This window comes from Paenibacillus sp. FSL R7-0210, from assembly GCF_038009085.1.
Taxonomy (GTDB): Bacteria; Bacillota; Bacilli; order Paenibacillales; family Paenibacillaceae; genus Paenibacillus_AQ; species Paenibacillus_AQ silagei.
In genome coordinates, this window is record NZ_JBBPAR010000001.1 from 2,081,521 (window position 1) to 2,107,140 (window position 25,620).

29 protein-coding genes are annotated in these 25,620 nt (G+C 51.7%); 24 read left to right on the plus strand and 5 right to left on the minus strand.

The genetic code is table 11. The features are described 5' to 3' along the window. Position 1 precedes the first annotated feature (1 nt). The 7 genes from MKY64_RS09025 to glnA all read left to right on the plus strand — a co-directional run bounded on the left by MKY64_RS09025 (position 2) and on the right by glnA (position 7,107). Positions 2-658: a YdcF family protein gene (locus MKY64_RS09025; RefSeq protein ID WP_340952317.1), complete on the plus strand. Its 657-nt coding sequence runs from the start codon at positions 2-4 to the stop codon at positions 656-658. A gap of 90 nt (positions 659-748) precedes the next feature. After that, positions 749-1,723, plus strand: coding sequence for an AAA family ATPase (locus MKY64_RS09030; protein WP_340952321.1), 975 nt, complete (start codon positions 749-751; stop codon positions 1,721-1,723). 32 nt (positions 1,724-1,755) lie between these two features. Next, positions 1,756-3,045, plus strand: coding sequence for a GTPase HflX (gene hflX / locus MKY64_RS09035; RefSeq protein ID WP_340952323.1), 1,290 nt, complete (start codon positions 1,756-1,758; stop codon positions 3,043-3,045). 202 nt (positions 3,046-3,247) lie between these two features. Further along, positions 3,248-4,501: a methionine gamma-lyase family protein gene (locus tag MKY64_RS09040; protein ID WP_340952328.1), complete on the plus strand. Its 1,254-nt coding sequence runs from the start codon at positions 3,248-3,250 to the stop codon at positions 4,499-4,501. 28 nt (positions 4,502-4,529) lie between these two features. After that, the gene (locus MKY64_RS09045; RefSeq protein WP_340952330.1) at positions 4,530-5,063 is read left to right on the plus strand and encodes an AAA family ATPase; all 534 of its coding nucleotides are present in this window, start codon (positions 4,530-4,532) and stop codon (positions 5,061-5,063) included. 275 nt (positions 5,064-5,338) lie between these two features. After that, positions 5,339-5,749, plus strand: coding sequence for a MerR family transcriptional regulator (locus tag MKY64_RS09050; protein ID WP_340952333.1), 411 nt, complete (start codon positions 5,339-5,341; stop codon positions 5,747-5,749). 29 nt (positions 5,750-5,778) lie between these two features. After that, a complete protein-coding gene (gene glnA, locus MKY64_RS09055; protein WP_036724635.1) occupies positions 5,779-7,107 on the plus strand; it encodes a type I glutamate--ammonia ligase in 1,329 nt (442 codons plus the stop codon). An 887-nt stretch (positions 7,108-7,994) separates the two neighbouring features. On the opposite strand, the gene MKY64_RS09060 is transcribed toward glnA, so the two are convergent. From MKY64_RS09060 to MKY64_RS09070, 3 genes are all read right to left on the minus strand, one after another. After that, positions 7,995-8,582 carry a GNAT family N-acetyltransferase gene (locus tag MKY64_RS09060; protein WP_340952336.1) on the minus strand — a complete coding sequence of 196 codons (588 nt, stop codon included), beginning with the start codon at positions 8,580-8,582 and terminating at the stop codon, positions 7,995-7,997. 211 nt (positions 8,583-8,793) lie between these two features. Next, a complete protein-coding gene (locus tag MKY64_RS09065; protein WP_340952338.1) occupies positions 8,794-9,783 on the minus strand; it encodes an HD domain-containing protein in 990 nt (329 codons plus the stop codon). Positions 9,784-9,810: 27 nt separating this feature from the next. After that, the gene (locus MKY64_RS09070; RefSeq protein WP_340952340.1) at positions 9,811-9,936 is read right to left on the minus strand and encodes a hypothetical protein; all 126 of its coding nucleotides are present in this window, start codon (positions 9,934-9,936) and stop codon (positions 9,811-9,813) included. A gap of 288 nt (positions 9,937-10,224) precedes the next feature. On the opposite strand from MKY64_RS09070, the gene MKY64_RS09075 reads away from it, so the two are divergent. From MKY64_RS09075 to MKY64_RS09090, 4 genes are all read left to right on the plus strand, one after another. Further along, entirely contained in the window at positions 10,225-10,497 is a 273-nt protein-coding gene (locus MKY64_RS09075; protein ID WP_340952343.1) for a hypothetical protein, read from the plus strand. Between the two features lie 15 nt (positions 10,498-10,512). Then, entirely contained in the window at positions 10,513-10,872 is a 360-nt protein-coding gene (locus tag MKY64_RS09080) for a hypothetical protein (protein WP_340952346.1), read from the plus strand. A 91-nt stretch (positions 10,873-10,963) separates the two neighbouring features. After that, positions 10,964-11,185: a hypothetical protein gene (locus MKY64_RS09085; RefSeq protein ID WP_036695469.1), complete on the plus strand. Its 222-nt coding sequence runs from the start codon at positions 10,964-10,966 to the stop codon at positions 11,183-11,185. Positions 11,186-11,299: 114 nt separating this feature from the next. Then, positions 11,300-11,518: a hypothetical protein gene (locus tag MKY64_RS09090; protein WP_036726416.1), complete on the plus strand. Its 219-nt coding sequence runs from the start codon at positions 11,300-11,302 to the stop codon at positions 11,516-11,518. A 79-nt stretch (positions 11,519-11,597) separates the two neighbouring features. Here the strand turns inward: MKY64_RS09090 and MKY64_RS09095 are convergent, their stop codons facing one another. Both MKY64_RS09095 and lexA read right to left on the minus strand, forming a co-directional pair. Next, positions 11,598-11,936, minus strand: coding sequence for a L,D-transpeptidase (locus MKY64_RS09095; RefSeq protein ID WP_076079347.1), 339 nt, complete (start codon positions 11,934-11,936; stop codon positions 11,598-11,600). Between the two features lie 188 nt (positions 11,937-12,124). Then, on the minus strand, positions 12,125-12,751 hold the full coding sequence (gene lexA, locus MKY64_RS09100) for a transcriptional repressor LexA (protein WP_036695466.1): 627 nt from the start codon (positions 12,749-12,751) through the stop codon (positions 12,125-12,127). A gap of 197 nt (positions 12,752-12,948) precedes the next feature. Between lexA and MKY64_RS09105 the strand changes: the two genes are divergently transcribed. The 13 genes from MKY64_RS09105 to MKY64_RS09165 all read left to right on the plus strand — a co-directional run bounded on the left by MKY64_RS09105 (position 12,949) and on the right by MKY64_RS09165 (position 25,583). Next, on the plus strand, positions 12,949-13,365 hold the full coding sequence (locus MKY64_RS09105; protein WP_051478099.1) for a LysM peptidoglycan-binding domain-containing protein: 417 nt from the start codon (positions 12,949-12,951) through the stop codon (positions 13,363-13,365). A gap of 109 nt (positions 13,366-13,474) precedes the next feature. After that, positions 13,475-13,684: a DUF896 domain-containing protein gene (locus MKY64_RS09110; protein WP_036726418.1), complete on the plus strand. Its 210-nt coding sequence runs from the start codon at positions 13,475-13,477 to the stop codon at positions 13,682-13,684. A 47-nt stretch (positions 13,685-13,731) separates the two neighbouring features. Further along, positions 13,732-14,157 carry a hypothetical protein gene (locus tag MKY64_RS09115; protein ID WP_340952350.1) on the plus strand — a complete coding sequence of 142 codons (426 nt, stop codon included), beginning with the start codon at positions 13,732-13,734 and terminating at the stop codon, positions 14,155-14,157. 137 nt (positions 14,158-14,294) lie between these two features. Next, positions 14,295-15,080: an HAD family hydrolase gene (locus MKY64_RS09120; protein ID WP_340952353.1), complete on the plus strand. Its 786-nt coding sequence runs from the start codon at positions 14,295-14,297 to the stop codon at positions 15,078-15,080. Between the two features lie 472 nt (positions 15,081-15,552). Next, entirely contained in the window at positions 15,553-15,975 is a 423-nt protein-coding gene (locus MKY64_RS09125) for a FixH family protein (protein WP_340952356.1), read from the plus strand. A gap of 169 nt (positions 15,976-16,144) precedes the next feature. Then, positions 16,145-19,522, plus strand: coding sequence for a methionine synthase (metH, locus tag MKY64_RS09130; protein WP_445671721.1), 3,378 nt, complete (start codon positions 16,145-16,147; stop codon positions 19,520-19,522). A 184-nt stretch (positions 19,523-19,706) separates the two neighbouring features. Further along, the gene (rnz, locus tag MKY64_RS09135; RefSeq protein ID WP_076079343.1) at positions 19,707-20,657 is read left to right on the plus strand and encodes a ribonuclease Z; all 951 of its coding nucleotides are present in this window, start codon (positions 19,707-19,709) and stop codon (positions 20,655-20,657) included. 293 nt (positions 20,658-20,950) lie between these two features. Beyond that, positions 20,951-21,739, plus strand: a complete 789-nt coding sequence (locus tag MKY64_RS09140; RefSeq protein ID WP_036726426.1) for a TIGR01457 family HAD-type hydrolase — start codon at positions 20,951-20,953, stop codon at positions 21,737-21,739. Between the two features lie 45 nt (positions 21,740-21,784). Continuing rightward, positions 21,785-22,600, plus strand: a complete 816-nt coding sequence (locus tag MKY64_RS09145; RefSeq protein WP_036726428.1) for an Fpg/Nei family DNA glycosylase — start codon at positions 21,785-21,787, stop codon at positions 22,598-22,600. Further along, on the plus strand, positions 22,590-23,441 hold the full coding sequence (locus MKY64_RS09150; RefSeq protein WP_340952360.1) for a deoxyribonuclease IV: 852 nt from the start codon (positions 22,590-22,592) through the stop codon (positions 23,439-23,441). The genes MKY64_RS09145 and MKY64_RS09150 overlap by 11 nt, the downstream gene beginning before the upstream one ends. A gap of 2 nt (positions 23,442-23,443) precedes the next feature. Continuing rightward, positions 23,444-23,767: a thioredoxin family protein gene (locus MKY64_RS09155; RefSeq protein ID WP_339248905.1), complete on the plus strand. Its 324-nt coding sequence runs from the start codon at positions 23,444-23,446 to the stop codon at positions 23,765-23,767. Next, on the plus strand, positions 23,767-24,549 hold the full coding sequence (locus MKY64_RS09160) for an ABC transporter ATP-binding protein (protein WP_340952363.1): 783 nt from the start codon (positions 23,767-23,769) through the stop codon (positions 24,547-24,549). Before MKY64_RS09155 ends, MKY64_RS09160 begins: the two co-directional genes overlap by 1 nt. Next, on the plus strand, positions 24,546-25,583 hold the full coding sequence (locus MKY64_RS09165; RefSeq protein WP_340952366.1) for an SAM-dependent methyltransferase: 1,038 nt from the start codon (positions 24,546-24,548) through the stop codon (positions 25,581-25,583). The genes MKY64_RS09160 and MKY64_RS09165 overlap by 4 nt, the downstream gene beginning before the upstream one ends. The last annotated feature ends 37 nt before the right edge of the window (positions 25,584-25,620 follow it).

Genomic DNA, 25,620 nt, shown 5'->3' on the forward strand with positions numbered 1-25,620 from the left:
CATGGATTGGTATGTCTATCAACGGGGTTCATCCCCGATCCGCAAAGTGTCGCGCAAGCGCCACCACCGCACGAAGAGGGTGCTGATGGTCTCGCTGCTGGTACTGATTGTGGCCGGATTCATCTGGTGCGGAGTAGTCTTTAACAGAATTAACAGTGCAGCAACCACCTCGCCCATGGTGAAGGCGGACGCCGGAGTTATTCTGGGGATGTCGATGTGGGGCGATGAACCGAGCCCCGGGCTGAAGGAACGGCTGGATTATGCGCTTGAGCTGTATAAGTCTGGTGCATTCAGCCATTTTGTTGTCTCTGGAGGGCTGGATCAGCCGGAGTATAAGTACACGGAAGCCGAAGGCATGCAGAGGTATCTGGTTGCCCATGGAGTACCTGACAAGGTGATCTATCTGGAGGACCAGTCTACCAGCACTTACGAGAACCTGCTGTTCAGCAAGACAGTCATGCAGCAGGAGGGATTGTCTTCAGCTGTCGTGATTACCCATGATTTTCATGGCCGCCGCGCCTTGGAGACTGCGCGTAAGCTGGGGTATAAGAACCCGGAGCTTGGCGTCACGGAGTCTAAAGTGATGTCGATGCTTAAGTATAAGTCCCGTGAGATTCTGGCCTACACCAAATGGAAATTGCAGGAGCTGTCGCTGTAAATCTGCTAATTTCCAAAACTGCTAATAACGCCTTTTATACTGGAATAGACTGGTTAGAGCAAGTCAGACCTGTATAATGAGGTGAACTAGGTGAACGGACATGTAGCGGCGGCAAGCAGCGGACGGGAAGAACGCAGACCGTCCAGGCAGATTAACATTGTGCTGAATAATCAGGCTCCGGCCCCGGTGTCCGGCTTGCCGGCTGATCACGCAGGCGGCACGGCAGCTCCCAAGCCCGGCAGCCATAGCGGACTGTTCCAGGAGCTGAGCCGGGAGCTGGATGCACTTGTAGGTCTGGATAACATCAAAGAGCTGGTCTTCGAGATCTATGCCCTGCTGCAGGTGGCCCAGATGCGCAGTGAAGCCGGACTTGCCACCGGAGGCCAGGCCTACCATATGGTATTCAAGGGCAATCCGGGGACTGGCAAAACTACGGTTGCACGGATTGTGGCGAAGCTGTTCCAGCGGATGGGTGTGCTCAGCAAAGGGCATCTGATTGAAGTAGAGCGCGCAGATCTGGTAGGCGAATATATCGGACATACTGCCCAGAAGACGCGGGATCTGGTGAAAAAAGCGCTCGGCGGTATCCTCTTCATCGACGAAGCTTACAGTCTGGCCCGCGGCGGAGACAAGGATTTCGGCAAGGAGGCCATCGACACTTTAGTGAAATCGATGGAGGACCACCGCAGCCAGTTTGTCCTGATTCTGGCCGGGTATTCCGGCGAGATTGACTATTTTCTGATGAGCAATCCGGGTCTGCCCTCGCGGTTTCCGATCCAGGTTGAATTTCCCGATTATACCATCGACCAGCTGCTGCAGATTGCCGAGCTGATGGCCAAGGACCGTGATTATATTTTGATGCCGCAGGCCATACTCAGACTCAAGCAGCATTTGCTTATGGAGAAGACAGAGAGTCTGCATGCTTTCAGCAATGCAAGGTATGTACGCAACAGTATTGAGAAGGCGGTACGCGCACAGGCTGTGCGGCTCTTGAACCAGTATGAGAGTACAAGTCCGGGCAAGCAGGAGCTGATGACGCTGCGGACCGAGGATTTCAAAGGATAGTCCAGGAAGAATAGATGAGGAGCATGGAATGAATGGCAACTACAACACATGACACAGAGACAGAAGTGCAGGACCGGGCGATTCTTGTCAGTCTGGTGACTGACAAGATCAAACGCACCGGGATCGACCCTGAACTCTCGCTCCAGGAGCTTGTACAACTAGCAGAGACCGCCGGGGTAGAGGTTCTGGATGTATTACGGCAGAATAAGGAGACCCCCGATTCCAGGTGGTTTATCGGTAAAGGTAAGGTGGAGGAGCTTCGGATGGCCGCTGACGGGCTTGGCGCGAATACCGCGATCTTCGATCAGGAGCTGTCCGGGGCGCAGGTGCGTAATCTGGAAGAGGCGCTGGATCTCAAAATCATTGACCGCACGCAGCTGATTCTCGATATCTTCGCCGGACGCGCGAAGACCCGTGAAGGGATCATCCAGGTAGAGCTGGCCCAGCTGTCTTATCTGCTGCCGCGTCTGTCCGGGCAAGGCAAGAATCTGTCGCGTCAGGGTGGCGGAATCGGTACGAGAGGTCCCGGAGAGAGCAAGCTGGAGACGGACCGACGGCATATCCGGGAGCGGATTACCGAGCTGAAGCGCCAGCTGGATGAGGTGGTCAAGACCCGTGAGCTGCACCGTGAACACCGCCGCAAGAGCGGTGCGGTTCAGGTGGCACTGGTAGGCTATACCAACGCGGGCAAATCCACGCTGCTGAAGCAGCTGACCGATGCCGATGTGTACATCGAGAACCAATTGTTCGCTACCCTTGACCCGACTTCGCGTGTGCTTCAGCTTCCGGGCAGCAAGGAGGTCGTGCTTACGGACACCGTTGGCTTCATTCAGAATCTGCCGCATGATCTAGTAGCCTCCTTCCGCGCTACGCTGGAGGAAGTCAATGAAGCCAATCTGGTGCTGCATGTGGTGGATTCCTCTTCTCCGATGCGTGAAGAGCAGATGGAGGTCGTTCAGACGATTCTGCAGGATCTGGGCGCGGCAGGCAAGCCGCAGATCGTATTGTTCAACAAAATCGATCTGTGTCAGCCGGAGCAGCTGGAGATGCTCCCGACCGGTGAAGGCTTCCTGAAGATCAGTGCTTTTAATGAGGAGGACCTCTCAAGGATCACGGAGATCATCAGCGATCAGCTGGCCGGGGATACTCTGATCTTCCGCATTCCCGGTGACCGCGGGGATCTGTCCTCTCTGCTCTACCGGGTGGGCGAGGTGCTTGAACAGGATTATGACGGAAGCGATGTACTCTATAACGTGAGACTGAATAAAGAGGACTACGATAAATGGAGCTACAAGCTGGCTGAATTCGTGGAGCTGCAATAATGGCTTATCTGACCCGCTGGGAGTTGGCATGAACCGCTAAGATAGGAAGCATTCATAGCCCGCATAGCAACAGTCTGCTTCGGATATTGATCCAGGCAGGCTTTGTTGTGCGGGTTTTCCAGGAATCGATGCCTATCAGGCTGCACATCACTTGCGGAAGCAGGACACTATTATACAGAATGTTAGGAGAGATGAAGGGGACATGGCAGGATTTGCAGAGGATTTATTACAGGCAGCGGAAGCTGCAGAGCTAGAAATCGAAGGTGCGGTCAAGGTGCTGGACCGGATTGTGGATCATAATCAGTGGAAGGTGATCGAAGCCTTTCAGCGCCAGCATGTGAGTGATTTTCACTTCGCGGGTTCTACCGGATATGCCTACAACGACCGGGGGCGCGAGGTGCTGGATCTGGTCTATGCCGAAGTATTCGGTGCGGAAGCGGCGCTAGTGCGGCCGCATTTCGCTTCAGGAACTCATACCATATCTACCGCTCTGTTCGGTGTGCTGCGGCCCGGAGATGAGCTTCTGTACATTACAGGACGTCCCTATGATACGCTGCATAAGGTAGTTGGGAAGCCAGGAGACGGGACAGGCTCTCTGGCCGATTTCGGCATCGGCTACCGGGAGACAACGCTGACAGAAGAGGGTAAGGTTGACTGGGATGAGGTCGCCTTAGCGATAAATGACAAGACCAGGGTGATCGGAATCCAGCGTTCGCGCGGCTATGACTGGCGTTCGTCCTTCACGGTCGCTGAGATTGGCGAGATGGCAGCGCGGGTAAAAGCGATTAAGCCGGATGTTATCGTATTCGTGGATAACTGTTATGGAGAGTTCACCGAGACGCTGGAGCCGCCGCAGGTAGGCGCTGATCTGGTCGCCGGTTCGCTGATCAAGAATCCCGGCGGCGGAATCGCTGAGACCGGCGGTTATATCTGCGGCCGTGCAGAGCTGGTGGAGCTGGCGGCCTACCGCCTGACTGCCCCTGGAATCGGCGGTGAGGTAGGAGCGATGCTCGGCACTACGCGCGGCCTGTATCAAGGCCTGTTCATGGCCCCGCATACGGTGGGACAGGCTGTGAAGGGAAGTATCTTCGCATCGGCGGTATTCCAGCGCTGCGGCTTCACTACCAAGCCTGCCTGGCATGAGCCGCGTACTGATCTGATTCAGGCGGTGGCTTTTGACGGACCCGAGCATCTGATTGCCTTCGTACAAGGTATCCAGCGCGCAGCAGCGGTAGACAGCCACGTCGTGCCTGAGCCTTGGGATATGCCGGGGTATGAGCATCCGGTCATCATGGCTGCCGGGACCTTCATCCAGGGCGGAAGCCTGGAGCTGTCGGCCGACGCGCCCATCCGCGCACCATATATCGGGTATATGCAAGGCGGATTAACGTATTCTCATGTCAAATACGGGGTATTAATGGCCTTGCAGAGTATGAGGGAGCGCAAGCTGCTATAGTTCTTGAACACATAGGAGGCAGAGGCTGATGAACGAAGCAGAAGCTATCGAGGGATTGTTGCAGAAAAGGAGTGCGGACAAGGCTCCACTAGTCGTCATGATGTGCGGAGTAGCGGGTTCGGGCAAAACGACTTTTGCGCTTAAGCTGGAGCATGAGGGGTTCGTCCGGCTGTCCATCGATGAGGATATCTGGAGTACATATGGCCGCTACGGGATAGATTATCCTGAGGAGGAGTACGAATCCTTGAAGGAACAGTCGGAACGCAAGCTGCGCAAAGAGCTGGTGCAGTTGGTTCAGGCGAAGCGTCATGTGGTGGTGGATTTCAGCTTCTGGCAGCGGCAGCGCCGGGATGGTTACAAACAGCTGATCGAAGAGCATGGCGGGAAATGGGCTGTGATCTTCCTCAAGGTACAGCCTGAAGAGTTACGGCACCGGCTCCTGCTGAGGAGCGAGCGGATGGATGCCAATGCGGCATTCACCATTACCGAGGAGATTCTGACCCGCTTCCTGAACGGATTCGAGACTCCGGCTGGAGAAGGGGAATGGATCGTTGAAGCATGACATGCTATGAAGCATGTGCAGTAGCCTTTAAGGCCCCCGCAAAGCACCTGTTTCGTCATCGAAGCTGAAGCCCCGCTATATGGGCGGATTTTGCCTGCGGATTGCTCTTTGTGATATACTTCGGGGAAGCCAATCCCATGCATTTGACACTTTGATCTGTTAATCTCACAAAGGGTGAAAGAAATCTTGTGAGAAAAACTCACATACCATTGACACGCCATATAAGGAAATGTACAATGAGATGAGAAAAAGATCATTGGAAGGTTGGATGAGTCATGGGTGATGAAATCCGCAGAAATATGGCATTATTTCCTATTGGAATCGTAATGAAGTTAACAGATCTATCCGCCAGACAAATTCGTTATTATGAGCAGCACAGCCTGATCGTACCTGCGCGTACCTCCGGCAACCAGCGTTTGTTCTCTTTTAATGATGTGGAACGTCTGCTTGAGATCAAGGCACTGATTGAGAAGGGTGTTAATATTGCTGGCATTAAGCAGGTGATGAATCCTGTCTCGAAGGAATCTGAAGAAGCTACGGTTATTACCCCTGACACAGAGGTGAGACGTAGAGAGTTGTCTGATTCGCAGCTTCACCGTCTGCTGAAGCAGGAGCTGGTTTCCGGTAAAAGACCGGGACAAGTGTCTCTAATTCAAGGTGAGCTAACCCGGTTTTTTAATAAATAATATAGAGCTGTTGAAAGGGAGAGGGTAACGTGAGCTTTACTAAAGAGGATATTCTGCGCATTTCCAAGGACGAGAACGTCCGGTTTATTCGCCTGCAATTCACCGATTTGCTGGGAACGATCAAGAATGTTGAGATTCCGGTAAGCCAGCTTGAAAAAGCACTCGACAATAAAATGATGTTCGATGGCTCTTCCATCGAAGGTTATGTGCGGATTGAAGAATCCGACATGTATCTGTATCCTGACCTGAGCACCTGGGTTATCTTCCCTTGGGTGACTGACAGCCGTGTGGCACGTCTGATTTGTGATGTGTACATGCCGGATGGCACACCGTTTGCCGGAGACCCGCGTGGTATTCTCAAGCGTTGTCTGCAGGAAGCGGAAGAAATGGGCTTCACAGCTATGAATGTCGGACCGGAGCCGGAATTCTTCCTGTTCAGAACAGATGAGAAGGGCAATCCGACTACAGAGCTGAATGACCAGGGTGGTTATTTCGATCTGGCGCCGATGGATCTTGGGGAGAACTGCCGCCGCGAAATCGTATTGACACTGGAAGAGATGGGCTTTGAAATTGAAGCCTCCCACCATGAAGTAGCTTCCGGCCAGCATGAAATTGACTTCAAATATGCCGATGCCATCAAGGCAGCGGATCAGATTCAGACCTTCAAGCTTGTCGTGAAGACGGTAGCCCGCCATCACGGCCTGCATGCAACCTTTATGCCTAAGCCGCTGTTCGGTATGAACGGATCTGGTATGCACGCTCACCAATCCCTGTTCAAAGGCAAAGAGAATATGTTCTACGATGAGAGCGATAAGCTGGGCCTAAGCAAGACTGCCCGTTATTACATGGCGGGGATTCTGAAGCACGCACGTGCTTTTGCAGCGATCACTAACCCGACGGTCAACTCTTACAAACGTCTGGTGCCTGGTTATGAAGCCCCTTGTTATGTAGCCTGGTCTGCAAGTAACCGTAGCCCGATGATCCGTATTCCGGCTTCGAGAGGACTCAGCACACGCGTTGAAGTTCGTAACCCGGACCCTGCGGCTAACCCTTACCTTGCACTCGCTGTTATGCTGAAGGCAGGTCTGGATGGAATCAAGCGTCAGCTGGATCTTCCGGCTCCTATCGACCGTAACATCTATGTGATGTCCGAAGAAGAGCGGATCGAAGAAGGCATCCCAAGTCTGCCAGCCGATCTGAAGGAAGCCCTGAACGAAATGATCCGCAGCCACGTGATCACAGAAGCCCTCGGCGAACACGCCCTGGCCCACTTCTACGAGCTGAAGGAAATCGAATGGGATATCTACCGCACCCAGGTCCACGAATGGGAAAGAGATCAGTACATGACATTGTACTAGGATACAGCAGCCCCCGGCGCTATACGCGCTGGGGGCTTTTTTATATGTGGACGCGGGAGGATTTCTTTTTGTTTTTAACGATGTTCTACTCCAAAATAAAGGACTGTCCCAGTAGCCATTTCATGGCTTTTGGAACAGCCCCTTGTAATTCATCTTAGCAATGCCGCCGGCGTTTTTTATGCTTACAAACGATAATCGCTTTTTGACCCGGGTGCAGTTTTACGACAATTACTTTTCGATGCTTCGGGCAAGACATAGTAGCTGCCTCCTATTGATTTGACATATAACAGAATATGTTCCTGGGATCAATATGGAGTGGACGTAATTACTACACTTCAATAAAGGGGCGGGTTAACCAACCTCTCCTCGAAAATTGTTCAATCCCCACCAAGCCCCTGCAAATTAGAGGGGAATTGGAGCCACTGCCTCTTTTTGCGGGGATAGGAGCGGTGGAGAACTCTTGGGTTAATTCGGATTTAGGAGAATCTAAATAGCCAGTCACCGGTGGATTTCCGGCGACTGGCTGTTTGAACTTGCAAGATGTTGTGATCCCTGTCCCGTAACAGGGGGACCGCCACCTTAAGTGGTCTGCAGGCTTTTATCCATTATCATGAATAAGCTCTAGCTGCGACTCCGTATTGATAACGAATCCAGTACCTCCATTATCTGATGAAACTTTAATGGTATAGACTCCTGCTGGCCTGGCAGGTCCTTCTTTGTAAACTTGATAACCGTTACTTGCCGTAGTATGCCCATTAAAATAAACCGAACCATTAGGCGAATATATTATTATTTTCGTTCCTTTGTGGTTTTTGTCTACCAAATAATAAATCCCGGACTGCTGTTGGTATATGGAACTGAACGTCTCTGATTAGGTTAATGCATGATTATATATTTTGGTGATCCTCATGAAGAAGAGCCCTATATTCATTCTTTGTTAAACCAAACAACATAGAATCATGATATTTACCATTGATATAGAAGATTTGACGTCGGACTCCTTCTTGAACGCATCCTACTTTTCTAAGCATAGCAGCCGATGCCTTATTTCCGTCCAGAACATAATCATTAAATTTATTAAGTCTACGCTCGAAAAATGCATATTTTAAGAGCATGTGCACTGCCCTGGTACCGTAACCCTTACCTCGATAGGGATGATCAATTACAATACCTATGCTGAAAGTACCATTCCTCTCGTCAATGCTGTTTAGATTAATACCACCTACCGTTTCACCGTTCATATTTTCAATAGTAAACATGATTCGGCCATTAGTGGATGTAAATTCAACGTTCTCTTCAACGAATTTCTTCGCACCCGAGATTGTAGGCGGCAATTCAATAGTACATTCCAGTAAACGACGGGCAGGGGTATCGAATGCAGTTAAATATATAACTTCCCAATCCTCAGCCTCTATTGAACGCAATCTAATTTCATCATCCTGCCAATAATAGTTTGTATAATCTATATTTCGCATAAGTACACCTCCAAATAATATCACGATTCTATAAGTTTATCTCATGAAATATATATTTTGGAGGTGCTTTCTGATTATAAGTAATCTTAACATGTTGACATTACTTAGATGGTGAAGTTCTAAGATTATTGTTCAAAGTCAAACGGGGGAGGGCGGAAGATCTGTTACATTAGTGTATAAGTTATTCCGAAGTATGTTTATAAAAAAGCGCTTACTCCCACCAAACGTAGTATGTGCCTAGCTGCTCTGTAAGTTGGTTGATCGTAGCGAGGATCTCTGGCGAATATTCGGTGATCAGAACGCCTTGGATGAGCGGCATTGCGAGATAGAGCTTACTCAAAACGGCCGTTTCCGCTGGAAAAGCAGGCTTATGCTGCGACACGCTAATCCGCCATGATTCCATGAGCAACTGTTCATACTCTTCCTGGGTGTCTGGATTATTATGAAGCAACTGCTCGATATGCGTATCCGTCATAAACGGCAACTTAGTGGTTTCAAGTTCATTTGCATCTACTAAGCGGCCAGCCAGCTTCCTCATGATCGCGTTTACGCCGATGTTAGCCGGGGAAGCTTGCATACGGGCTTCTTCCCATATGAGCTCGGTGACACGCTCGCCGGCTTCCAGTGGGAACTGGAGACTCCCATTTCTATAGCTCACCGCTTCTAAAAGTTCACCAGCAGATATAGTCAGATAACCGCCGATAAAAGCACTTCTGACCAAGGAGTCCAGATGATCAGCATGAAGAACCCCGTCCTTGTTCCTCAACACGCTTCGCTTTGAGCCATCGATATAGTCCATAACCTCTGTTGCGCGAATACTCGCATGAGACAGGATGTCAACGATCTCCTCTGACAACAAAGCCTCCCGGGTCCATTTATGATGATCCGCACCGGGAAGGGATTCCAGCGTATGACTGAACGGCGCATGTCCGATATCATGCAGCAATGCTGCTGCCCGCAACGTACGGTTATCCGGCTCAAAATGCACTGTAAGCGCAAATACACCTAATGTATGTTGTAAGCGGCTGAAGGTATGGTGGGTATTGATGAATGAAGCTCCGCCATGCCGAATATAATGAAGACGCCGCACCCGCTTGCTTCGGAGTAGTGCTTTTTCTAGATCAGAGAGCTGAATCCTTAACTTCCATAGAGGTTCATAAATTTCGTCTAACGCACCGTCAAGCCTTAAGCGAAAATCCATTCAACGTTTCCTCCCAGGTTTCTTAGATTATTCTTCAATGGGAACCGAGGACCGGAAGGCATACCATAGCAGTCCATAAGCTATTCCAAAGTAAAGCAGTACACCCAGTATGGATATAGACAGAAGAATGATGATAACTTTATTTCCATTCATATATTTACCTCCTAAATAAAAACCTCTCCCAAGTTTTAGTGTAGGGGAGAGGCCGAAAAGAAAAACGCAAGAGGTTCTCACCCTCGCAAATTTATTGTAAACGTCACAGAATGTGTATGCAACACTGAAATTTCCAGGATTAATAGTAGGAATCTCGTATTCTTGGCCGGGGCGAGAGCAAGAGAAGTATGTTCTGCACTTGGGACTAGACTAATAGACCTTTTACATACTATTCCATCTCCTATATACTTAACCAGAAGAGAATCCTAGTGGGAGTTATGGGAGCGGATGATGAAGAATACATATAAGATTATGCTTTCGCTGATGCTCGTCCTGGCGCTAACCTGTTCGGTGGCTGGGGCGGAAGGAGCGGCTGTGCCAGCGGAGACCCAAGCAAGGCTTATGGAGCAATATGGGCTGGATGCGCCGGCTCTGCCGTTGTGGGATTGGAGCAGCATTGATGTCGGGGGCAGTGGAATTACAGGTGGGATGCTGTTCGTGTACCGGATGATATTTAATCCGCTGGGTGTCATGTTGCTAGAGATACTATATATTTTGTAGTAGAGGGGGAAAAGAATGAATTCGCGTTATGATACGCCAAGCCCTGCACGCAAAGTCCGCAGGAGATCGGGCGGTAAGTCGTTACTGGTCCTTATCCTTGTTCTGATTGTGATGGCGGTTACGAATCCGGGAAAGGAAGCATTCAGTGAATATTCTGTAAAGAATCTGGAAAATACGCTCGGTCAGGAAATAGGCGACGGAATTACCAAGCAGGTGGCCCAGCCTGTAATTGAGTCTTTGACCGTGAGGGATAACTACATTTTGTTTTCTGTATTCAGTGTACCGGACCTTAAGAATACCAATTTTTTTACCCGGGATGGCGGGGCCACGAAGAAGTATATCGGATTGTTCAAAATCCTGTTTATTAAGCTGTAAATATGGTTTACATATTGTTCCATGACCCGGTATAATTGAATAGATTCGAGACGGAATCTTTAATATGGTTGTGGAACAAGGAGGAACGAAGTTGAATACGGCTTATAAAGTACTGTCCAGTGATGCTGATCTATTCGCTGCCGCACTGGCACAGGTACAGGTCTACGTCGTTCAGCTGGTTGATGGCAAACCGCATGTGATTGCTGATTATGCCGGACCTGTACAGAAATGGACACCGGAGTACATTGTGCTGGCCGGAATGACTTATAGACGCGATGAATTTGAATTCCGGGTACGATTGAACAAAAAGTAAGCAGATTCGCTGCCCACTACCTGCAGCTCTAACTAACATTACTGCCGAATCACACAATCTTTGGAGCCATTTTTGGCATCTCTTATACTATCCAAGTGTAAAAGAGGTGTAAAGATGAGCCAAAGAGAACGTAATCGGATTCGCAGAGCCATTAATGTCCTGCTGACACAGCGGGCAATTCTGCTGGAGAGACTGGAAGAAATCAATGAGAATCTGCGCAGAGTGCCTAGAGGTTCGCGGGCCAGAAGAGAACTGCTGGCAGCCAGAGAATCGATCCGCGAGGCCATCCGTTTGAATACGGTGGCTATCCGTCTGTTGAGAAGTGTGCTGTAGTCTGTATCCGCTCTAATTCATATGAATCACAAAAACCCTTGGGACGCAATCTGGCGTCTCAAGGGTTTTTGCGACGTTCCTATTCCCGGATGGTGACACGGGTACCTATGGGAACGAGGGCGGCTAGAGCCAGAACATCTGCGTTATACATACGAATACAGCCGTGTGAGACCATGTGGCCGATGGAGGATGGGTCATTGGTTCCGTGGATGCCGTAATGCGGCTTGGACAGTCCCATCCAGAAGGCACCGAACGGACCGCCCGGATTGGGCTGTTTGTTAATGATGGTGTATTCGCCTACAGGCGAGACGGTTAACATTTTGCCGATGCCGACAGGGAAGCCTCTGGTGACAACGTCATTATCCAGCAGGTACAGCATGCGCTGTGACAGATCGACGATAATTCGGTAATTGGGCATACAGATCAGCACTCCTTTGTAACAGGATATGTGCGGAGCTAGACAGCGGTTCGCAGAAAAAATGGCCAAAAAGCCGAATGCGAACAAATGTTTGCATTCAGTTTTTTGGCCACTACACGAAGTAAAATGAACATAAAACAGGCTGCTTCGCATGGTGCGGAGCAGCCTGTTCTTAAGCGGGGAGTAGATTAGTGGATATCGCGGAATAATCCGATGACCCGGCCCAAAATCGTAACGCGGTTGAGGCGGAGAGGCTCGTACGCCGGATTCTCCGGCTGCAGCCTGATATGATCCCGTTCCTTGTAGAAGGTCTTGACAGTTGCTTCATCTTCTTCGGTCATCGCTACAACAATATCGCCGTTGTCGGCAGTCTGCTGCTGGCGCACGATGACATAATCCCCGTTCATAATTCCGGCATCCACCATACTGTCACCAAGAACAGATAGCATAAATACCTTGTTATCGCCTACATAATGAGCAGGCAATGGGAAGTAATCCTCAATATTCTCTGTAGCTGTAATAGGAACACCAGCTGTAACCTTACCCACGACCGGGATGCGGGTAACGGTCTGGACAAATTGATGCACATTCTCTGAATCTTCCTGGCCGAGTAATTCAATGGCACGTGGCTTCGTTGGATCACGCCGGATCAGGCCCTTCTTCTCAAGCCGGTCCAAGTGACCATGCACGGTAGAGCTGGAGGCCAGGCCGACAGCCTCGCCAATCTCGCGGACGGACGGAGGATAACCCTTGCTGCGGACTTCATTACGTATAAATTCCAGGATCGCCAGCTGACGACTAGAAATCTTTGACATCGGTATCAACCCCATATACTATGTTTGGGAAAATTATAACATAGAACTTCCGTTCGTACAAACATAAGTTCTAAAATGAGGAAAATAAGAGAATGAAAATAAAGAGAACAAATGTTCCGAAAAAACTATTGATCGAAACACATGTTCGTGTTATATTATTTTCGAAAGCAAGAACATGTGTTTGGAGGATGATGATCATGTTAAAGTATAGTACATACAACAGTATCTACAATAATGAGGATATCAAGGTGTCCGCTCCCGGTAATCCAACTGCTCATAGTTATGTAACCAAGATCAAGGACGGGATTCTTCATAGTCTCGCTGCGCTCTCATCACTATTCCGTCAGGTCAGCCTGATGAAGCTGGTTCTGGTGCTGATGCTTGTTATTTCGGGATTCACTGTGGTGGGGAATGTTTTTGCCGGTTCGGTCTCGTCGATGAAGCCGGATAAGCGGATCGTAGTCGAACGCGGAGATACCTTATGGAGTATTGCGTTAAGCAACAAGCCTGAGGACATGAAGACTGCCGTATATATAGAAGGAATAATGAAGACGAATCATTTGGAGAACAGCGGCATTAAGGCCGGAGATATTCTGACTTTACCTTTATACTGAAGGAATATGTCAGACTAATGATCGACTGTGAGAGCTTTCAGGGGGTAGACCTTGACAAGCTCTTTTTCTCATGGCAAAGTTAAAATGAATTTAGAGGGAGGGAAACGTATTGAATATTGACGAATTGGTCGCACGCATCAATGAATTGGCACGCAAAGCTAAGAACGGCGGCCTGAATGACGAGGAACTGGCTGAACGTGCCAAGCTCCGCGAGATGTACCTGGGGAATATCCGCACTAACTTTCGGGCCCAGCTTGATACCATCGAAATTGTGGACAATCCGGAGCATGAAGAAGGCAATAACGGACTTAAGCATTAGCCTGTTGCCTTTTCATAGATAATACAGGATGACTAGGGGGAACTTACATGGCCCGTTCTTGGGAAAGAATGGTTCAACGCAACACGAAGCAAATTAACCAGCAAAGAAAGAAGCAGGGGAAGGACTCCATTTACACTTCCAGCACTAAGACTGCCGCTAAAAGCATCGATATTTTCAAAGGCCGCAATATCGTATTCCCCGTTGTACTGATGCTGCTCGGTATCATGTTCTGGGTGGTCGGCTCGATTGACGAAGCCAAAGGAAGCGGGATTCTGGCCAACTGGCTGGGTGTAGTGCTGTACTTCCTGCTCGCTGCGCTGCTGTTCTTCCGCCGTCCGTTCCTTAAGGTTGAGCGTGCGCGTATCTCTACTATTAAATACAACCGCGAACGCTTCCTGGCTGCGGCGGATATTGAGAAGATCACTTTATCGCGCAGTGTAGTTACCATTAAGTATAAGGGTAAGCGCAAGTAGTGGATTTTCTCCAAGCTGATTAACCGTTATGACACCGCTGCGATGGGGGAACGCCTGGAGCAGTTCGCCAAGAACAACAACATTGAGGTCGTGCACGAATAGGAAGACAGACCAGCATATAGGGAGTGGGAGAACAAATGCCGATTACCGCCGTACTATTTGACCTTGACGATACTCTGCTGTGGGATGACCGCAGTGTGGAAGAAGCTTTCCGCCATGCTTGTGAGGCTGCTGGAGATTCCGTTGATCCCGGGGAGCTGGAAGCTGCTGTACGCAGGGAAGCCCGTACACTGTACGAATCCTATGAGACGTATCCGTTCACGAAGCTGATCGGTATTAACCCGTATGAAGCGCTGTGGGCGAACTTCACTGCCGGTGAGCAGCCTGAGTTCCGTCAACTTGAACAGCTTGCCCCTGTCTACCGTAAGGAATCCTGGCGCCGTGGCCTGGCCTCACTCGGGGTAGAGGATGAAGCACTGGCTGCACAGCTGGCTGACAAGTTCGCCGCAGAGCGCCGCAGCCGTCCTTATATCTATGAGGAGACGCTTCAGGTGCTGGACGAGCTGCGCGGTAAGGTGAAGCTGCTGCTTCTGACGAACGGCTGCCCGGCCCTTCAGCAGGAGAAGCTGGATGGTGTGCCGGAGCTTACCCCGTATTTTGACCACATTGTGATTTCGGGAAGCTTCGGCAAAGGCAAGCCGGACAAGGGAATCTTCGAGCATGCGCTCGGACTGCTGGATATTGCACCGGAACAAGGTATAATGGTGGGCGATAAGCTTACGACAGATATTCTTGGGGGCTTGTCTGCCGGACTGACCACGGTCTGGATCAACCGCAATAGCAAAGCCTCGGACCCGGAGATTACGCCGGATTACCAGATCAGCCATCTTTTAGAGCTTCTGCCGCTGGTAGACTCCTTATAATTGAAACATCTGTGTTTTTAAAATTGTAAAAGGTCAAAGAGCAACGGTCCTCCCGTCACTGGAGAATTGTTGCTCTTTGTTTTTTTATTTTAAAAGTATTTTCGTACCCCGCTTAAACAGCGGAGAGAACGGAACGATTGTGGAAAAGCGATAGCGTTCGCCTGAAAGCTTTCCGCAGGAAAGCTCGCTTCGGAAGCATCAGCAGTCTCCGGATTTTCACCGCATAGGGGAATGAAAAAAATCTGGAGAGCACAGCGATTGGAACAACGGTCCGTTCGCGGAGCGTCCACCCAAGTGCTCACAATCAAAGATATGACTATTCTCATGTTCACGAGTGAATCATGCAGCTTCTTTAAGGCAAATTGAATAAAATGTGTATAATAAGAAGAGTAGCGATCTGACTTTCATTGTAATATAGAATGGATATGTTCGTAGATGAAAAGAATCTACCTATGAACCGGGAGGACTTCAGATGATGAAGCCAAGGATACGCAGGGGACTTATATGCATTATAATGGGGATGACGCTAGCCGGATGCTCGGGGAATAAGGAAGATGAGATGCAGATGCATGCTGCGGCCAATTCCTCCATGTCACCGATTAAGGTGGAGCTGAGCTGGACCCCGGAGGAAGTAACCGCAGGTAAGGCAGTTAGCTTCAAGGCTGTGGTGACACAGGACGGTGAACCGGTGGATGACGCCCGAGAAGTAATGTTTGAAGTCAACGAGGTAGCCGATAAGACCAAGAAGGTTGAAATCAAGGGTGAAAGTGCGGGAGAAGGGGCTTATGTCGGGGAACATACCTTTGAAGAGGCGGGCGAATTCAGTGTCACTTCACATGTGACTGCCCGAACGCAGCATTCCATGCCAAGCAAGAAACTTGTGGTAGCGCCGTAATAGAAATGAAATCAATGGAAATACAAATAATGCAGGGTGGAAAGGAAGGCTTTCCGAAATCCCTTTATTCTGCTAAAATTACTCTAATGTTTCACTGGGGGGATGGAAAGTGGCCAAATACACACTTGCTGAGAGCTTGCAGCAGCGCATATTGATACTGGATGGAGCTATGGGTACCATGATTCAACAGGTGCCGCTCACCGGCGAGGATTTCGGCGGGGATGACCTGGATGGCTGTAATGAAATGCTGGTGCTGACCCGGCCGGAGGTTATTCAGGACATTCATGAGAAATACCTGGAGGCCGGTGCAGATCTGATCGAGACGAACACCTTCGGTGCCACCTCAGTGGTGCTTGCCGAATATGATATTCAGGACCGTGCAAGGGAGATTAACCTTGCGGCCGCCAGACTTGCACGTAATGCCGCTGATAAATATGATACACCGCAGCGCCCGCGTTATGTGGTAGGAGCTATGGGACCAACCACCAAGACGCTCTCTGTCACCGGGGGAGTCACCTTCAAGGAGCTTATAGACAGCTATGAAGAACAGGCGGTTGCCCTGATCGACGGCAAGGTGGACGCGCTGCTCCTGGAGACATCCCAGGATACCCTGAACGTGAAGGCTGGAAGCATTGGTATCCGTAACGCCTTCGAGAAGAGCGGAATTACGCTGCCGGTGATGATTTCAGGAACGATTGAACCTATGGGAACTACACTTGCCGGTCAGAATATAGAAGCCTTCTATATTTCGCTGGAGCATCTGAAGCCGGTGTCCATCGGACTGAACTGTGCTACCGGACCTGAGTTCATGCGGGATCATATTCGTTCTCTGTCCGCTATCTCTTCAGCGGCCGTCAGCTGTTACCCGAACGCAGGTCTGCCGGATGAGAACGGGAATTATCATGAATCCCCGGATTCCCTGGCCCGTAAGCTGGGCGGCTTCGCGGAGAAGGGCTGGCTGAACATTGCCGGCGGCTGCTGCGGAACGACTCCTGATCATATCCGGGCGATGGCTGAAGTGATGGCGGCTTACCCGCCGCGTAAGCTTGACGGCCAGCATCCTCCGGCCTTGTCAGGGATAGAGCCGGTGTACGTGGAGAGTGAGAACCGTCCGTATATGGTCGGTGAACGGACCAATGTCCTCGGTTCCCGGAAGTTCAAGCGTCTAATCGTCGAGGGGAAATATGAGGAAGCTTCGGAGATAGCCCGTGCCCAGGTGAAGAGCGGCGCACAGGTTATTGATGTCTGCGTGCAGGACCCGGACCGGGATGAGACGGAAGACATCATGCGGTTCCTGGAGCTGGTGGTGAAGAAGGTCAAGGTGCCGTTAATGATCGATACGACGGACCCGAAGGTCATTGATCTGGCCTTGCAGTATTGTCAGGGTAAAGCGATCATTAACTCCATTAACCTTGAAGATGGTGAAGAGAAATTCGAGCATGTTACGCCTTTGATTCATAAATACGGGGCAGCGATTGTTGTAGGCACCATCGACGAGACCGGCCAGGCTATCCTGGCTTCGGACAAGCTGGAGGTGGCCAGACGTTCCTACGATCTGCTGGTCAACAAATACGGTCTGGCTCCCGAGGATCTGATCTTCGATACCCTGGTGTTCCCTGTAGGAACCGGAGATGAGCAGTATATCGGCTCCGCCAAAGAGACGATTGACGGCATCCGTCTGATCAAGGAGGCCATGCCTGCTGTTCACACGATTCTCGGTATTAGTAATGTCTCCTTCGGTCTGCCGGAAGCCGGCCGCGAGGTGCTCAATTCGGTATTCCTGTACGAGTGCACCAAGGCCGGTCTGGATTATGCCATTGTGAACACCGAGAAGGTGGAGCGGTACGCATCGATCCCTGAAGAGGAGCGCAAGCTTGCAGAAGAGCTGATCTATAATACGAATGACGATACCTTGTCTGCGTTCGTGGCGGCTTTTCGCGGCAAAAAGGTGGAGAAGAAGGAGAAGATCTCCAATCTCTCTCTGGATGAGCGCTTAGCTTCCTATGTGGTAGAAGGCACTAAGGAGGGGCTGATTCCGGATCTGGATGAAGCGCTGAAGACCTCGCCTCCGCTGGAGATCATTAATGGACCGCTGATGGCGGGGATGTCTGAAGTAGGACGGCTGTTCAATAACAATGAATTAATCGTGGCAGAGGTACTCCAGAGTGCGGAGGTCATGAAGGCCTCTGTAAGCCATCTGGAGCAGTTCATGCAGAAGGATGAGACCTCGGTTAAGGGGAGAATCATGCTTGCGACCGTCAAGGGTGATGTGCATGATATCGGTAAAAACCTGGTCGAGATTATTCTCTCCAACAACGGTTATGAGATCGTCAATCTGGGGATCAAGGTTCCGCCAGAGAATATTATTGAAGCCTTCCGCAAAGAAAAGGCTGACGCCATCGGCTTGTCGGGACTGCTGGTGAAGTCGGCGCAGCAGATGGTGCTGACTGCGCAGGATCTTCGGTCGGCCGGTATTGATGTGCCGATTATGGTGGGCGGTGCGGCACTGACCCGCAAATTCACCAAGACCCGAATCCGTCCGGAATATGACGGACTCGTCTTATACGCGAAGGATGCCATGGACGGTCTGGATATCGCCAACCGGCTGATGAACCCGCTGGAGCGGGTGAAGATTGAGGAGGAGGTCCGCGAGGAGGCTGAGGCTGCCGTAGCTGTCGCTCCGCAAGCGCCGCTTCCCGAGCTTACGCGCGCAGTCCGCTCCAAAATCTCGGCTGATGCCCCGGTGTTCATCCCGCCTGATCTGGAGCGTCATGTCCTGCGGAATTATCCGCTGGGACATGTGATTCCTTATGTAAATATGCAGATGCTGCTCGGCCATCATCTCGGTCTGCGCGGCTCTGTAGAGGCGCAATTGGCAGCGCGGGACCCGCGTACGGTAGAATTGAAAGAGACCGTTGACGATATTCTGCATCAGGCGATGCTCGAAGGCACGATCGTGCCGCATGCGATGTACCAGTTCTTCCCGGCCCAGTCACGCGGGAATGACATTCTGATCTATGATCCGCAGGATCAGGCTAAGGTGCTGCATACCTTCACTTTCCCGCGCCAGAATGTGGAGCCGTATCTCTGCCTTGCTGATTTCCTGAAGCCAGTGGAGAGCGGAGTCATGGACTATGTTGGCTTCCTGGTGGTTACTGCGGGACATGGTGTCCGTGAATTATCGACTGAACTTAAGGATAAAGGAGATTATCTCCGTTCCCATGCTCTACAGGCAGTCGCTCTTGAAGTCGCAGAGGGTCTGGCTGAACGTGTCCATCATATGATGCGCGATACCTGGGGATTCCCGGACCCGGCAGATATGACTATGAAGCAAAGACATGGCGCGCGTTACCAGGGCATCCGTGTATCCTTCGGCTACCCGGCCTGCCCGGATCTGGAGGATCAGGGGCCGTTATTCAAGCTCATGAAGCCTGAGGATATCGGCGTGCAGCTTACCGAGGGCTTCATGATGGAGCCGGAGGCTTCGGTCTCGGCGATGGTCTTTGCCCACCCTGAAGCGCAGTACTTCAATGTGGAGAAGCTCTGAGCCATCCGCATGCTAACCGGCCAGAAGGGGCTTTGCCCCGACTTTTCGGAACCTCCCGTTACCGGGAGGTTTTTTGCTGCAAAAGATGCTTTTGCAGCAAAAACAGAGTAGAATTCTTGTCATAAGAACAGACAAGATCACAAAAAATAATGAAGACATCAGAGCGAGAGAGAGGAGGGGCATAATGGAAATCTATTTTCTCGGAACGAATGCAGGGGTGCCGACGCTGCAGCGCAATGTGACGTCGGTTGCACTCCGGCTGCTTGAAGAACGGCGAACCTTCTGGATGTTCGACTGTGGGGAAGGGACACAGCATCAGGTTCTGCGTTCACCGCTGCGGCTGGGCAAGCTGGAGAAGCTGTTTATCACCCATCTGCACGGTGATCATCTGTTTGGCCTGCCCGGACTCATCTCCAGCAGGGGCTACCAGGGCGGGACTTCACCGCTTACGGTGTACGGACCTCCCGGGCTCAAGGCATATCTGGACATATCGCTGTCTGTCAGCCAGTCCCGCATTCCTTATAAGCTGGAGATTGTGGAGCACAGCGGCGGGCTGATTTTTGAGGATGAGACCTTCAAGGTGGAAGCAGGACTGCTGGAGCACCGGATTGACAGCTATGGCTACCGGGTTACGGAGAAGGACAGTCCGGGTAACCTGAATACGGAGCTGCTGAAGAGCTATGGACTGAAGCCGGGACCGCTATATGGCCGGTTAAAAAAAGGCGAGGATATCACGACTGATGAAGGCGTGCTGATCCGGGCGGCCGAGGTGATTCATGCACCCAAGCGCGGACGTATCGTAGTTATTCTGGGAGATACCCGGCCTTGTGCGGGCTCACTGCCGCTGGCGCAGGATGCCGATCTGATTATTCATGAGGCGACATTTGCCCATGGCCTGGCAGAAATGGCTCATCAATATCATCACAGTACGGCACAGCAGGCTGCGGAGCTGGCAAGGGATGCAGGCGGGGCTGAGCTGATCTTGACCCACTTCAGCTCGCGTTACACTTCGCAGGAGGAGCTCGCTCCGCTGCTGAAGGAAGCGCAGGAGATCTTCCCGAATACGCTGCTGGCAGAGGAATTCTGCACCTTCCCGGTCTACCGGAGAACCCCGGGAAATGACGCTGCGGACTGAATTATTTTCCGGGAAAGCGCAGGAAATGACAGGGCTATGCCAAAAATAGCCGGGCGCTGCTGGCGTTCGCTAGCGTTCGACGAAGAATGTTAAATTTAAAGTAAAAGGTAAGGATTAAGGGTACGAAGCAGTAGAGAAAATGCCGAAACAAAGCGGCTAAAAATAGCAGGCAGGCGGGCAATAAATCCATTCGCAGCGCGCTTCCCGGAGAAGCTCCCGCTGCTCTGAAATATAATTCATATGATTAATAATAAATAAGATGAACTACTTATTTCGAGTCTACAGGAGGAGTTATGAACAATATCGGAGGCTTGTTAATTGATCTGGATGGCACCTTGTATCATGGCGGCAGAATGATTCCCGGGGCCCAGCGGCTGATATCAGCGCTTCGTGCGGCGGAGATTCCGTTCCTGTATGTGACGAATAACTCTTCAAGAACACCGGCGAGTGTAGCTGCGCATTTGCGCGGAATGGGCATTGAAGCCAGGCCCGAGGAGGTCTGCACTTCATCGCTGGCTGCCGCCCGTTACATTGCCGGAGAATCTCCGGGAGCATCCGTGGCGATACTTGGAGAAGAGGGGCTGGTGGAAGCCTGCACAGAGGCAGGGCTAACCCTGGTCTCCGAGCATCCGCAGGTTGTCGTGCAGGGGATCGACCGTTCTTTTACATATGAAGCACTGGCCCGCGCCTCGCGTTGGATTCGTGAAGGAGCCAGATTCGTCCTGACCAATCCCGACCTGATGCTTCCCTCCGATGACGGAGTGATGCCCGGTGCAGGTACGATAGGTGCAGCTATTGAAGCAGCCAGCGGAGTGGCGCCCGTGGTCATCGGCAAGCCCGAGACGCACCTGGTGACATATGCGACATCTCTGCTCGGTATCAAGCCGGAGGATGCGGTGATGGTGGGTGACAATATGAGAACGGATATCTTGGCGGGTGCCAATGCAGGTTGCCGGACTGTACTGGTGCTTACGGGACTTACCACCCGGGATAATCTGGAGCATTACCAGCAGCTGACCGGAGTCAAGCCTGATGAAATTTGTGCTGATTTAGCTGAACTTATGGTACTGCTCGGTGTATAATGACAAAGGTGACCATTTGACCATCCAAGAAGGGAAGATGACAATATGCCGGAATTGCCGGAAATGGAGAATTACAGAAAGCTGCTTAGCCAGCATCTAATAAACGTACCCATTACAGGGGTAACCGTAAATAGAGAAAAGACTATTAATATGGAGACTGAAGAATTCGTGAAGGGACTGGTCGGTGCCCGAATTGTATTCGTGGAACGCCGCGCCAAGCATATCCTCTTCCACCTGCATGACGGCCGCAGACTGCTGCTGCATCTGATGCTGGGCGGACTACTGTTCTATGGTACAGAGGAAGAACGTCCTGACCGTACTACACAGGTTGAGCTTGCGTTCGGTGAGCATATCCTCTACTTCATGGGACTGCGTTTGGGCTATCTCCATCTGCTGTCTGTCAAGGAGGGTGAAGCGGCAATGGGGAAGCTTGGACCCGAGCTGTTGGACCGCCGAATGACGGCCGAACGCTTCGCCGGACTGCTCAAGGGACGGCGCGGCGCGCTGAAGAGTCTGCTGGTTAACCAGCATGTTATGGCCGGAATCGGCAACTGCTATGCTGACGAGATTGCTTATGAAGCCCGTCTGCTACCATCTACGCTTGTTCAGAATCTGTCACCGGAAGCGGTGACCCGGCTGTACGACAGCGTGCGTAAGGTGTTAACGGATGCCACTGAAATCGGCGGGTATATGGAAATGCCATTCATGACCGGCGACACTGTGACCGGTTCTTATAATGATGCCTGTAAAGTGTATGACCGTGAAGGCGAACCTTGCCTGCGCGGCGGGGGAACCATAGTGAAGACAGAGCTGTCCGGACGCAAGGTATTCTATTGCCCGGATTGCCAGCATGACGCATAGCCCCTTCATAGGGGCGCATGTCAGCATACGCGGCGGGTACGGGCAGGCTGCCCGGTCCGCCAGGGAGAGCGGGGCTACATGTTTTCAGTATTTTCCGAAGAATCCGCGCAGTCTGAAGCTGAAGCCGGTAGACTACCGCGATGCAAACAGCTGCGCAGAATACTGCCGGGAGCAGGGGATGGCTTCCATTGCCCACACCCCGTATCCGACGAATCTGGCTGCTGGCCCGGGCGACAGAGAGGTGATGATTGCCTCCCTGCGCAACGATCTGGAGATTGCCGAGGCGTGCGGATCGGTGGGCATTGTGGTGCATTTCGGCCATTTTTCCGGGATGGAGCCGTTACAGGGTTATCAAAAAATTATACAATGTATGAACGAGGTACTGGCAGACTGGACGGGCAGAACCAAGCTGCTGCTTGAGAATATGGCAGGGAATCATGGGTATGAAGGCATGACGCCCGAAGAGCTGGTCAAGGTCCGTGAGCTGTGCCGCTACCCGGAGAAGATCGGCTTTTGCTTCGATACCTGCCATGCTTTCGCTGCGGGGATCTGGAATCCGGAGCAGACGGAGGAGCTTATGATGCGCGGTGAGAAGCTGGGGTACTGGGCGAATCTGGCGGCTGTGCATTTGAATGACTCCCGGTTCCCCTACGGCTCAAGGCGGGACAGACATGCTGGAATCGGTAGCGGATACATCGGGGGTGCGGCGCTTAGCCAGCTTGTGAAGATGGAGTTCCTGGCTGATAAAGTGATCGTTATGGAAACAGAAAAGGGACCGGATGGCACGCACAGAGCGGAGATTGCTGCTGTGAGGACCTGGTTTGAGGCGGGGGAGGATTGAAGATGAAGGAAATGAATCAGCCGGAGCTGCTGGAGCTGCTGGCCACGAAGGGCGAGCCGCTTGTCCTGTTCCTGCATACCCCGCTATGCGGAACCTGTAAGGCAGCACGGCGGATGATTGAGGTGGCGGAGCATCTGCTTCCGCCTAATCTTGTGATTGCTGAGGGGAATGTGAATATGCTCCCTGATCTGGTGAACACCTATCAAATCTCAAGTGTGCCCGCTCTGCTGGCCGTATCTGCTGACCGCAGCGCTGAACCGGACATCATCTATTCCATTCACTCTGTTGAACGGGTGCTGGCATACATAAGGAGAGTGACATTATAATGATATCTTTACAACATCTGTCCCTGCGCAGGGAGGAGAGCCTGATTCTTGACGATGTATCCCTTACTATGAAGCAGGGGGAGAACTGGGTCATTCTCGGGCGTAACGGCTCCGGCAAAACCACCCTGCTGGAAATGATGACCGGCTACCTGTTCCCCAGCAAGGGCTCTGTTGAAGTGCTGGGGTACAAGTACGGTCAATGTGATCTGCGCGAGGTGCGCAAGCGAATCGGTTATATCGGCCCGTCCCTGATGGAAAAGCTCTCGCTGACCGACCCGGTCTGGGAGGTTGTAGCTACTGGTGCCTATGCGTATTTACGCTTCTACCAGGAGATTCCGCAAAGTGTGAAGGACCGGTCGCTTAGGCTGCTGGAGGAGATGAACCTCGGCGAACTGGCTTATCATCCGTTCGGCTTGTTATCCCAGGGGGAGCGTAAGAAGGCTATGCTGGCCCGCTGCCTGATCGCAGAGCCTAAGCTGCTTATTATGGACGAGCCTTGCGCCGGTCTTGATTTATATGAACGGGAGAAAATGCTTGCCGAGATCGACAAGCTGCGGCAGCATAACGTTGGAGTGGTGTATGTCACCCATCATGTGGAGGAGATTGTTCCGCTCTTCACTCACGTGGCGCTGATCCGTGACGGGAAGCTGGCAGGAGCCGGTCCCAAGGAAGAGGTGCTGACGCAGGAGATGCTGATGGCTACCTATGATCTTCCGGTCAAGGTTGAATGGGATAACGGACGTCCCTGGATAAAAATAAGTTCTGGAGGCCAAGCGATTTGAACGATGCTACGGAAGACAAGATCATTTCAAGATATATCTGCACGGCGAATCATGGCTTCGCCCCCTATGCACAGGAGGAGCTTAGACGCCTGTTCGGAGCGGTGAAAAGCACCTTGCTGCTGCCGGGAGAAATCTTCCTGGCCACGCTTGAGGCGGAGCCGGAGGAGGTAGTGCAGCGGCTGGCACAGAACCTGCCGGTCTTCCTGCGCCACATCCAGCCTGTTGATTTCCAGGACACCGGTGATCTGCCGGCTCTGGAACGGCTGGCGGTATACTTAAGCCGGCGTTCGGAGCTGCAAGGCGAGAAGGTGTCGCTGCATGTCCGTAAAGGCTCGTCCTCCTTCTGGGAGCAGAGTCCGGGTGAGCTGCGCGAATGGCTGCAGGGCAAGCTTGATAGCCTGGACGCCGAGTTCACCGTACAGGAGCCCGCTTGGGTGATCTCCGTCTATGCGGACGGTGACGCGCTGTATGCCGGTGTATCCCGGCCGGAGGCGAACCTGTCCAGCTGGAATGGCGGCATGATCCGCTTCCGCAAGGAGGATGGACAGATCTCACGGGCCAAATTCAAGCTGATGGAGGCGGAGAAGGAATTCGCCATTCCGTTCTACAGCTTCAAGAATGCGGTCGATATCGGCGCTTCTCCGGGCGGCTGGACCTCGTTCCTGCTGGAGCGCGGTCTCAAGGTTACCGCTGTTGATCCGGCGCTGATGCACGAATCCTTACGTAAGAATCCGGCACTCAAGATTCTGCGCAAAAATGCCGGAGAGGTCAAATTCCGTGAGAACGAATTTGACCTGCTGGTCTGCGATATGAGCTGGAGCCCCAAGCTGATGGCGAAGCTGGTCACTGAGCTGCTGCATAGCCTGACACCGGGCGGCAGCGCGATTGTTACCGTGAAGCTGATGCACAAGAAGCCAATGGCGGTGATCAAGGAGATCATCACCATGTTTGAAGGCCAGCGGATGCAGGTCCAGCGTGCGAAGCAGCTGTTCCATAACCGGGACGAGATTACACTTTATATGATTAAGTATTAATTCATATTTGCAGGATTATGGGAAAGCATCCCGCAGT